Origin of the sequence: Anabaena sp. FACHB-83, from assembly GCF_014697485.1 — a bacterium.
In the GTDB taxonomy this organism is placed as follows: Bacteria; Cyanobacteriota; Cyanobacteriia; order Cyanobacteriales; family Nostocaceae; genus Nostoc_B.
The window spans coordinates 103,799-114,631 of the sequence record NZ_JACJRY010000019.1 but is presented as its reverse complement, the minus strand read 5'-3'; the positions used below and the strand labels follow the sequence as shown (position 1 = coordinate 114,631).

At 41.1% G+C, this 10,833-nt stretch carries 8 protein-coding genes; 4 read left to right on the top strand and 4 right to left on the bottom strand.

Annotated elements, in window-relative coordinates:
- Nucleotides 1-32: 32 nt before the first annotated feature.
- The 3 genes from H6G79_RS21625 to H6G79_RS21615 are packed head-to-tail and all read left to right on the top strand — an operon-like array spanning nt 33 to nt 3,889.
- Entirely contained in the window at nt 33-1,808 is a 1,776-nt protein-coding gene (locus tag H6G79_RS21625) for a DUF3685 domain-containing protein (protein WP_190594026.1), read from the top strand.
- 49 nt (nt 1,809-1,857) lie between these two features.
- Nucleotides 1,858-3,171 (top strand): cytochrome P450, encoded by a 1,314-nt coding sequence (locus H6G79_RS21620; RefSeq protein WP_190593986.1) that lies wholly within the window; start codon nt 1,858-1,860, stop codon nt 3,169-3,171.
- A 7-nt stretch (nt 3,172-3,178) separates the two neighbouring features.
- On the top strand, nt 3,179-3,889 hold the full coding sequence (locus H6G79_RS21615; RefSeq protein WP_190593984.1) for a hypothetical protein: 711 nt from the start codon (nt 3,179-3,181) through the stop codon (nt 3,887-3,889).
- 352 nt (nt 3,890-4,241) lie between these two features.
- Here the strand turns inward: H6G79_RS21615 and H6G79_RS21610 are convergent, their stop codons facing one another.
- From H6G79_RS21610 to pilM, 4 genes are read right to left on the bottom strand one after another with little or no spacing between them, the layout of a single operon-like run.
- The gene (locus H6G79_RS21610; RefSeq protein ID WP_190593982.1) at nt 4,242-6,662 is read right to left on the bottom strand and encodes an AMIN domain-containing protein; all 2,421 of its coding nucleotides are present in this window, start codon (nt 6,660-6,662) and stop codon (nt 4,242-4,244) included.
- A gap of 57 nt (nt 6,663-6,719) precedes the next feature.
- Nucleotides 6,720-7,481, bottom strand: coding sequence for a GspMb/PilO family protein (locus tag H6G79_RS21605; protein WP_190593980.1), 762 nt, complete (start codon nt 7,479-7,481; stop codon nt 6,720-6,722).
- Complete coding sequence (locus tag H6G79_RS21600) at nt 7,478-8,242, bottom strand: PilN domain-containing protein (RefSeq protein ID WP_190593978.1); 765 nt, start codon at nt 8,240-8,242, stop codon at nt 7,478-7,480. The genes H6G79_RS21605 and H6G79_RS21600 overlap by 4 nt, the downstream gene beginning before the upstream one ends.
- A gap of 4 nt (nt 8,243-8,246) precedes the next feature.
- Nucleotides 8,247-9,353: a type IV pilus assembly protein PilM gene (pilM, locus tag H6G79_RS21595; protein ID WP_190593976.1), complete on the bottom strand. Its 1,107-nt coding sequence runs from the start codon at nt 9,351-9,353 to the stop codon at nt 8,247-8,249.
- A gap of 139 nt (nt 9,354-9,492) precedes the next feature.
- Here pilM and H6G79_RS21590 point away from each other — a divergent pair, with 139 nt between their 5' ends.
- Nucleotides 9,493-10,791, top strand: coding sequence for a sugar ABC transporter substrate-binding protein (locus tag H6G79_RS21590; protein ID WP_190593974.1), 1,299 nt, complete (start codon nt 9,493-9,495; stop codon nt 10,789-10,791).
- Nucleotides 10,792-10,833 lie beyond the last annotated feature (42 nt).

Sequence of the window (10,833 nt, the reverse complement as noted above, 5' to 3'; positions counted from 1 at the left end):
GAGTAGGAAGCTGCTTAGTATCTGAGTCAATGATGAGCGATCGCCCTCTTAAATTATTACTAGTTGACCAAGACCCTATTTTCCGTTTAGGACTGCGGGTAACTTTGGAAGCAATGCTGAATTTGCAAGTTGTCGCAGAAGTAGAAACAGAGACAGAAGCTTTGCAAATACTAGCAGAACTTACTAATCAAGACCCAGAAGCAGTAAATTTAGTGGTTTTGGACTTAGGAAGCGATCGCAAAACGACTCCTTTGGAGCTTCGCTCTTTTGACAGTCGGTTGCAAGGTTTAGAATTTTGTCGCCTGCTAAAAACTTCATACCCAGACTTACCGATTTTACTGCTGAGTGCTGTCCAAAACCGAGAAATATTAGCTGCTATTAGGGCAATTGGGGTGAATGGCTATCTCCCTAAAGGTACTCCTGCATCTCAAATTATTGCTGTGATTTCAGAAGTCGCCGCAGGTGCTTCCCATTGGGTATTAGATACTAACTCGCCTTCGGCTCCCATCTCGCCGCCTCCCCGAATACCTTGGCTGCGGCTATGGCAAAATCAGTGTTTATCGGGAATCGGCTATATTAACGCTTCCCTAGCAACAATTACAGTCAAACTACAAACCCCAGGCTTACCAATACTAGACCGGGCTGTGCTGGCGGGACAACGGCGAGAACTGTTAGCGGCGCGTTGGCTACTCCATCATTTGTTAATTTCCGCCCCAGAACAATCACCATTGATTTCTCCGACAGAAGAATTACCATTGATTTCTTCAGCCAGTAGTGTCATTGTGCCAACAAATGTAGAGCCACCTTTAACTTTGCTCCCAGAAATCAACCCTAGTGCCTTGCAATTTGATTTATTTTCAACTTGTATAAATAAATTACAATTTTCTTTGGAAAATATTTCAGATGTCCCGTTAGAAATTGATATTCTCAGGGAAGATAAGAAACGGGAATTACTTTATTTAATATTACAAAAATTAGCCAAACAAATTGAAGATTTACGTGCTTCTCAAATCACCATTGAGCAGTTAGAGGGATTTAAAAATACTATTTTGTTTGATTTATGGCAAGCTACAGTTACAGACTTTTTTGGTAAATTTTCCCAAGTGCCAATCGGGGGACAAAAAATTGAAGTTGTCAAGGTATTGCTGCAAAATCCCAGAATTATTCAAACTGACATCTTCAATAAAATTCCCTTTGTAGTAGAGTTACTCTCTTATTTACTATTTCAAACAGATTTTCAGATTGATAATCAGACTTATTTAGCTGATAGTGATGCTGCTAAAACACAGTCATTAATGATTTTAGAAAATTTGTTGATTCAAGTGGGTAATGGAGTATTACAACCACTGTTAAATTATTTAGCAGATGTGGAGGCAATTAAGAAAAACTTTTATACTCGCAAGTTAATTTCGACGCGGGAAATTGAACGGTTTAGAAATGATTTGTCTTGGAAATACCGTTTAAATAATTATGTGAATGAAGCTAAAGCAATTTTTGAAAGTCGCTATGAGTTATTTGTATTAGCACCAAGGGGAATTGCGAAAACATCAGTTTACGCGCCGCGCAATGCAGAATTAGCCAAGCTTGCAGGTGTACCGTTATTTGTAACGCTGGGACTAGAATTTTGGGATGCGATCGCTCCTCGCCTACAATCGCTATTATCTTTTTTAGGCAGTGGTATTGTCTTCGTTTTAACCCAAGTTATTGGTCGTGGTTTAGGTTTAATCGCTCGTGGTATTCTCCAAGGTATCGGTAGTGTGTCGTTCTCAGAGAAAAATTTCAACCGCAATAGCGAAAGACAAAAGTGATATTTAAATTAAAGTTAATTAAAATGAACGAGATGCGATCGCAAGTTTTATGAACAAAGTGCAACTACCACCCGGAAGCTTTGGTTTACCTGTTGTTGGCGAAACCCTGTCTTTTTTGGCAGACGTAAACTTTGCAGAAAAACGCTATCAGCGTTATGGGTCGATTTTTAAAACCCATATTTTAGGTAGACCAACAGTAGCCATGATAGGGCCAGAAGCAGTTGAGTTTGTCCTTTCTAGCCATATAGAAAATTTCTCTTGGCGTGAAGGCTGGCCAGAAAATTTCAAAATATTGTTAGGTGAATCATTATTTGTGCAAGATGGTGAAGAACATCGTCGCAATCGTCGTTTGATTATGCCAGCTTTACATGGCCCGGCACTAGTCAACTATTTTGCCACAATGGAAGAAATCACTTGTAGCTATCTTAAAGAATGGGCAGTTAAACAAGAATTTACTTGGTTTGAAGAGTTTAAAAAACTCACCTTTGATATTGCCAGCCAACTGTTATTAGGTACAAGTTCTAGTGTAGAAGTTATCCGCTTAAGTAACTTATTTACTAACCTCACCAATGGTTTTTTTGCGCTGAATACTTTACCTTTACCTTTTACCACCTTTAGTAAAGCGATCGCCGCTCGCAATCAAATTTTAGAGCATGTTGCTCAGGTTGTAAAAGCACGCCAGCAAAACCCTACCAAAGATGCTTTAAGTTTATTAATCCAAGCTAGAGATGAAGAGGGTAACAGCTTAAGTGAAACAGAAATTATCGCTCAAGCAGTACTGTTACTTTTTGCTGGACATGAAACCACAACTGCAATGTTAACTTGGTTAGTCACCGAATTAGCACGCCACCCAGAAGTTTTGCAACGCGCCAGAGAAGAACAGTTACAACTTGCTGCATCTGGTTCTTTAACTATAGAGCAGTTGGGAAAAATGCCCTACTTAGACCAAGTTTTATGGGAAGTTGAACGACTGTATCCACCAGCCGCCGCAGGATTTCGTGGGGTAATTAAAGAATTTGAATACAAAGGTTTCTATGTCCCGGCTGGTTGGCAACTATATTATTCAATTTTAATGACTCACAACCTACCAGAAATTTATCCTGAACCAGAACGGTTTGACCCTGAACGTTTCAGCCCTCAGCGCCAAGAACATAAACAATATCCTTTCAGCTTAATTGGTTTTGGTGGCGGGCCGCGTGTGTGTATTGGGATGGCGTTTGCCAAAATGGAAATGAAGATTGTTGCTGCCCATCTTTTACGCAGCTATGATTGGGAAATCTTACCTAACCAAAGTTTGGCTTCAGTCAGAATTCCTACAAATCGTCCTAAAGATGGGTTGCGGGTTCGATTTCAACCTCGGTGAAATTGTTATGACACCTGAAATAAATCTCAGTTTGCCGTCAGGAGTGTCTCAAGGTTGGCAAAGTATGAAAAACGTTGTCAACCAAGGGGTTCACTCTGTGAATAATTCTCTGCAACAAGTTGGCGAGTCTTGGCAAGAAACAGCTACAACAACCTTAGAACAAGCTAAATCTTCGATTGGTCAAGGTTTACAAACTGCTGACCAATTTAAGAATACAACATCCGGTGCAGTTGAACGTGCGATCGCCTCTTCCATCAATGACTGGCTAACACAACATCCCACAATGTTACGCCTACTTCATGCACTCAATTGGGCCGCGAATCACCCAATTATTAGTATAGTCATTATCCTCTTGAGTCTGGCGCTGCTTTTTGGTCTGGTGAATGCAATTATTCGCTTATTTACAACAGCCAGTTTTTCTCTCTTACAAGCACCATTAAAATTATTACAAGCTTTAATTAAATTTATTTTTCTTAGTATAGCTAAACTTACTGGTTTTACTTGGAATAAAATCAGCCATCATCAACCAATAGATAATACAAATACCATTCAAACTCCTTATCCAGATAAACAGCAAAGATTAGCCGAAATATCCTCTCGTTTAGAAACACTCCAACAAGAACAAAAACAACTTTTACAAGAAGCGGCTGAAATCATTGCTACAGATAGCACAAATCTAGAAATTAGATTTAGCAAAAATCACACTAATGTTGTTTAATCAATATTTTATCTGCGTTTATCTACGGTTAATTTTCCTCAAAATATAGGACTCATATTTGATTTATGAAAAAAATCAGTACGCCAAGGTCAGGCTTTTTTCCTACTCCCTACTCCCTACCTACATAACTAGATTCAGAAATCAAATCGGATTCCTATATATAAAAAGCTATCACCTTGAATGTGATAGCTCATTGGTATATGAATCTTGAGGTTTATGTTACAGAAAGATGACTGAAATTATCAGCAATAATTGTTTCGCCAACTTCCCATTTCAATACCATAACATATATGACTTACGCAGTCAGACAAACAATCAAGAGTTTGAAATCGGCACTATCACCTACAATAATTTACCGCTTAGGCGCACCAAATCCACGACGCTCAAGCACATTTCGTACCTCTGGGCTAGGTGTGTAATTGTAGCCGTAAGAAGAATTTTCCGAATCATCCATAACTTGAGGTGTGAGTAATACAATTACCTCATTACGTTGATTGGTTTTGTTGGTTCTTCTAAACAATGAACCAATCAGTGGTAAATCTCCTAAAATGGGTATTTTAGAAACAGTTACGCGGTCTTGGTCTTGAATAATCCCTGAAAGAATTAATGTTTGACCATCACGTAAACGAATCAAACCAGAATTGAGCGATCGCTCCGAGACTAAAAATATACTTTGAGTATTACCACCAACATTAATTTCTGCGGAAGATTGAGGAGCCTTAACAATAGGAGCGACAGATAATGACACAAAACCGTTATCATCAATTCTGTCAACTTTGACAGCTAGTGTTAAACCCACACTTGTTTTCTCAGCAGTAACAGTTTGTACAGCAGTATCACTACCACGAGTTATTTCATTCCTAATGTTTCCTACTACTTCTTGCGTCAGGTTAACATTAGCGGTCTGACCTTCTTGCACAATCAATGTCGGGTCGGTCAAAATCTTGGCATTACCACTTGTCACCTGAGCTTGCAAACTAGCTAAGAAACGTTTGGGGAATTGAAATAAAGTTGGCAAAGATGTAGTAGCTGTACCCAGAGTTCCTCGTGAAACCGTCGATGTACCATCAGCGTTTCTTGTAATTACCGTATCTGTTGCTGGAGTAATATTGGAAAAACCTGGTTGTAGAGGGTTTCCTGTAGGCGCAATAGGTTGATAGAAAGTAGCAGAACCTGGATTAGCAACTCTAGTGATGTTACCATTGGCATCTATTACAACTGTACCTGGGCTAGTTCCTGGAATAGATACACCAGTGTTTGGATCTACGAAGGGAGTACCTTGGACTGGGTTTGTAATAACTGGTGTACTAGTTACACTACTTGCCGCTTCAGCACTAGTAGCGGGTCTAGAACCACCAAAATTGAAAGATGCAGCACCGCCATCATTGACAAAGAAATTATTACCAACACCAAAAGAAAAACTAGTGTTAGTGTTATGAGTGTTTAAAAGGTTAACATCAATAATTTTGACATTGACTACTACTTGACGGCGACGAACATCAAGTTGAGTTAGTTGAGAAATTGCTATATTAATTTGCTTGGCAGGGCCAATCAAGGTGATGGAATTTGTCCGCTCATCCCCTAATGCTTGTAAACCCCGTAGCAAAGGTGTTGTGTATTGAGAGTCAGCCAGCGTGAGACGTTCAATTCTTGTTTCAGTAGTTGTCTGACTTTGAGTTACTGGAGCCGCACTACTACCCACAGGCACAGCAGTCACATTAGTAACTTGTCGTTCTCTGGTGACAGCACTTTCAGCCCCCATTCCCACTAAAAAGTTCAAAGCAACTCCGACATTGACTTGATTCAGTCGCAAACTACGTACAATCACATCACGAGTGGAATTAGGTAATTTTGCCCCTACAAACACTGTACGACCATTACGATTCGCTTCTAACCCGCTTAAACGCAAGACATAGTTAAACACATCTTGCACAGGCTCGTTTTCTATATCTAAAGAGATTGTTTGAGCAGCATTGGCAGGAGCAGCACCTTGCTGACCTCCAGCAGGATCACCACTGATATAAGCCAAATTCAAATTAGCCGCACGGGCTAAAAGTGATAATACTTCCCGCACTGGTGCATCTCGCAACACCAGCCGAGGAACACGCTCTTGGGTTCCTAAATCAATCACACTCGGAGAAGCATCTGTGGCCGAAATGGCGATGTCTCCGACTGGTGGCGCAACGGCTCTGGGTAAGAATGGCGGTGCTTGGCTAACAGGTTGACCAGGCCCAGCCGCTTGGGCTGGTCTGCCATCAATACTAATTTCTGGGTTAGGAACCAGAACATCTGGCCTTTGGCTTGGTTGCACAGGCACATTTGTTGTAGGTGCTGTTGGCGTTGTTGGTGTTGCAGCTACTGTACCTGTGGATGGTGTAAAACCAAGGGTGATTCTGTCATCTTTGCGTAGTACTGGTTGACCACTGGGTGCATCGTTATCACCAGTGACTATAACTCGAATGCTATTAGCATCTAGCTGTACAACTTCAACAGAGGCGATTCCCGATGCAGGTTTATCTTGACGGAAGTTATTACCACCTGGTAATCGTAGTTGAGCATTAATCACATCGGAAACTAATGTTTTACCTCTTTTGGTTGTAAAAACCTGGGGGCGAGAAGTTGAAGATGTTTTTAAAACTACGTTAATGCCACCATCAACAGCATTTAACTTAACATCATTAACTTGAGTTACCTGCGCCCACCCTGGTTGAGCTGCCAAAAATGTTAAAGCAGCAGCACCCAATATTAAGCTATTACCGTGAAGCTGTTTCACAGTTCATTCCTCACTTTATAAACATTTTTAAGCAAAAATTGTTGAGAAAAAGCACTTCTATTTAGGCGGTGCTTTAGCAGCTGCGGCTATTTCTTCTGGTGTAAGTGGCATCAAAGCCTGCAACTGGAAAGATGTAGTTAGAGGTGGCGGCCCTACTTGACGTATAGCTTTACCTGTTTGAGTTGTAGCTTGTACTGGAGCCAACACTGACTGATAATCCCTAACGATTAACAAAGGCTGTAAACGCTCTATATTCCGCAGAATTGATTGAGTTTGTTCATAAGTACCAACAAATTCGACATTGATACTGATGCGTTTTAGTTTGTTGTTGACTGCTACACCCAAAGAATCATCTGTGATTGGTTCGGCTTTACTAGTAACAGGGGCAAACTTCTGGAGTTTGGCTTTGACTGCGTTGGGGGGAACTTGAGCATTACCAGACTCAATCAACCGATTTAAATCTAACAGCAGAGTATCTAAAGTTTTTTCATTAGCAAACAAACCTAATACTTGAATTTTTTGCTGTTTGGCATCAGCTAAATCTTTTTTTACTTGGTCAATCTGTTTGAGAGTGGCTTTTTTTTGGTCAATTTGCCCTTGCAATTCCCCACTTTTTGCCTGCTGCTGCTGATAGGTATCCCATGCTGGCATGACAAAGTTCAGCACTATAAATAAGGCTCCGGCAAGACCTACTACCCCCGCTATACCTCCAATAATTTGGGGAGTGAAGGCAATACCAAAGACGACTGGATGGGGCGATGCACCTGAGTCAAATTCCTCACCCTGATCTGCAAAATTCAAATCTTCACTCAGCGTCATTTCGGGATGACTCCTGTTTGTTGCATAGTGCGAATTCGAGCTACTAATCCTACCGTGCCTTTTTGTTCTAACTCCCGGACTAAATCGGAAGCAGGAACATCGCTTAAACTCGATTGGATTGTGTATTTAACTATTTGTGGTGGTTTGATGGGAACTTTCGATGTACTCGCAGTTAGCGGTAATGGTGCATCTACTAAGTTTGCACCAGTAATTCTGCTGTCGGAAGCTTTCAAAAATTGAGACTGTTGCAGACTCAATAAGAAATCGTTGACATCGTTAAAAGTCCGCGCGAATCCGGTGATTTCGATCCCACCAGCCGGGTTTGTGGGTGGCTGACCTTCTGCGGCTGGCGTGGGTGGAATTTGCTTGACGTTTTCTATTTGTACTGTAGCTGGAATGCGATCGCGTAAATCTTGTAACATCGCTGACCAAGGTCGAATTTGGTCAAATACAGTGACTAAACTTTGAGTTTCCCCTTTAACTGCATTCGTTTCTTCCTTGATTTTGTTAACATTTCCTATTTCTGAATCTAATCTAGTGACTTCTTGCTGTAACTGTGCTATGTTCTGCTCTAGTTCGCCGTTCTTCCCTTGCAGTATCCACCAACCAGCCCCAGCAAAAACCGGTAAACACAAACCCAACCCAACCCCTAGAAAAATTGGTTTCGGGTCGCCAACCGAAAGCTTTTTACCAGCTTTTTTGTCACTTTTGTTCTGGTAAATTGGGCGGTCTTTGAGAAAGTTAACATCTAAACTGTACATCCGGTTACACCTCCCGCATTCCCAAGCCAAGTACGATCGCTAAACCAGAACGTTCCAAAGCTGGATATTTTTGTTCATCAACCTGCAAAGACAACCCCCCCACCGGATCTACTTGTGCAGTTGGCAAGCTTAAGCGTTGTGTGAAAAACTCATCTAGCTGTTGCAGTCCGCCACCCGGCCCAGCCAATAAAATCTGCGCGATTTCCAAATTTTCACTTTGATTTAAGTAAAAATCGATAGAACGGCGCAGTTCATCCGTGAGTTCTCCCACAACTCTCATCATCGCCGCCATCCCTGGGTTGATTCCTGTCACCCCAGTTTGACCACCATCCATCGGAGTTGCCGGAATAATCATTTCCCGTAAAAGTTCCATATCCCGTGATATGGGTACACTCATCGCCCTCGCTAAGGCTTCTTGCATTTGATAAGTACCAATTGGCACAGTCCGCGAAAATTGAGGTACTCCGTTCACAATGATGGCTATTTCTGTACTGTCGAACTCAATGTCCACCAGTACCACCGCTTCCTGTGGGCCAAATTGCCGCAGTTGGTCACGGATTGTCCGAATCAGCGCAAAACTGTTAATCTCTAAAACATCGATTTGCAATCCAGCTTGCTCAAAAGTACTTAGATATGTATCAGTAATCTCCTTGCGGGTGGCTACTAACAATACCTGTACTTTTTCGATGCCGTCCTCATCTACAAAGTACCCAAGTTTTTGGTAATCTACATCAGCTTCTTCACGCGGATATGGTAAATACAAGCCAGCTTCATGATTCAACACCATGTCCCGTAATTCTTTGTCATCTAACTCAGCTGGCACTGGAATCAGACGTACGATAGAATCTCGTCCAGGTACACCGGTAGCAACACGAGAAGCCTTGATTTTACTTTCAGCTAATCCTTGCTGAATGATTTGCGCCATTGTCGGGGGGTCAGCAATTTGACCATCTGTCACCACACCTTCGGGAACTGGAACAGATGTAAAAGATTCTAATTTTAAACCTTGGCGCTGCTTGCGTAACTGAACGATATTTACCCGTTCTGATGCAAGTTCGATGCCAACCCCTTTATTAGATTTGCCAAACAGACTATTGAAGCTTTTCACCACAGTTCCGCCGGACTACTAAATAGAAAATTTAATTTGTCAACGCAGTATATTGCGTCTTTACGGGTAATTGATTTAGCCTATAATCTCGTTAATTCTCCATAAGCTTTTCATTTCTATCAAGGGTGAAAATACTGGTAAAATGACTAGACTACAAAAATTCAAGCAACTAACAGCTTGGGCAATAATTGGTTTATTGACTAGTTGGATTGTTAGTTGCAGCACAGGTAACGTTGGCACAAGTCCAAAACCAGGGACGACAGAAGCAGCCAACATTGAGTTTTGGACAATGCAACTCCAACCTCAATTTACTGACTACTTTAAAACTTTAATTTCTGATTTTGAGTCAAAAAATCCCGGTGTAAAAGTTAACTGGGTTGATGTGCCTTGGGCAGCTATGGAGAACAAAATTCTAACAGCTGTCTCCGCAAAAACGCCACCTGATGTTGTTAACCTAAATCCAGATTTTGCCTCCCAACTAGCAGGACGAAATGCTTGGTTAGACTTAGATACAGCAATTCCTCAAGATGTGCGATCGACTTACTTACCAAACATTTGGAAAGCCAGCACACTCAATGGCAAAAGTTTCGGAATTCCCTGGTATCTCACAACAAGGCTAACTATTTATAACACTGATTTGTTAAAACAGGCAGGTATCAGTAAACCACCGACTACCTACGTAGAGTTAGCACAGGTAGCACAACAAATCAAAGATAAAACTGGTAAATATGCCTTTTTTATTACTTTTGTACCGCAAGATTCTGGTGAGGTGATGGAGTCTTTGGTACAAATGGGTGTGACTTTAATTGATGCTGATGGTAAAGCTGCTTTTAATTCACCACAAGGTAAAGCCGCATTTCAATATTGGGTTGATTTGTACAAAAAAGGACTACTACCAAAAGAAGTGTTAACCCAAGGTCATCGTCATGCTATTGATTTATATCAATCGGGTGAAACTGCATTTTTAGCTTCAGGGCCAGAATTTCTTAAAACAATAGCTAATAATGCCCCAAAAATTGCTCAAGCTTCTGCAATTGCACCACAAATTACTGGAGATACAGGTAAGAAAAATGTGGCAGTGATGAATATAATTATTCCTCGCGCCAGCAAACATCCTGAAGCTGCTACTAAGTTTGCTTTATTTGTCACAAACGACGCAAATCAACTATCGTTTGCGAAAGCAGCAAATGTTTTACCTTCAACTACTAAAGCATTATCTGATAGTTACTTTAAAGATATGCCAGCTAATGCTTCTACGGTTGAAAAAGCCAGAGTTATTAGCGCAACTCAATTACAACAAGCTGAGATTTTAACTCCAAAGTTAAAGGATTTCAAGAAATTGCAAAAGGCAATTTATGAAAATTTGCAAGCAGCGATGTTAGGTCAAAAAAATGTTGATCAAGCTGTTGAAGATGCGGCACAACAGTGGAATAATCGCTAAATTTTGAAAGTGTCAGATTCCCGACTTCTTCAAGAAGTCGGG

Excerpts from the sequence above, each read along its gene's own strand:
- H6G79_RS21620 (WP_190593986.1), top strand. The coding sequence starts at position 1,858 with ATGAACAAAGTGCAACTACCACCCGGAAGCTTTGGTTTACCTGTTGTT.
- H6G79_RS21590 (WP_190593974.1), top strand. The coding sequence starts at position 9,493 with ATGACTAGACTACAAAAATTCAAGCAACTAACAGCTTGGGCAATAATT.
- H6G79_RS21625 (WP_190594026.1), top strand. The coding sequence starts at position 33 with ATGAGCGATCGCCCTCTTAAATTATTACTAGTTGACCAAGACCCTATT.
- H6G79_RS21615 (WP_190593984.1), top strand. The coding sequence starts at position 3,179 with ATGACACCTGAAATAAATCTCAGTTTGCCGTCAGGAGTGTCTCAAGGT.
- H6G79_RS21605 (WP_190593980.1), bottom strand. The coding sequence starts at position 7,481 with ATGACGCTGAGTGAAGATTTGAATTTTGCAGATCAGGGTGAGGAATTT.
- H6G79_RS21600 (WP_190593978.1), bottom strand. The coding sequence starts at position 8,242 with ATGTACAGTTTAGATGTTAACTTTCTCAAAGACCGCCCAATTTACCAG.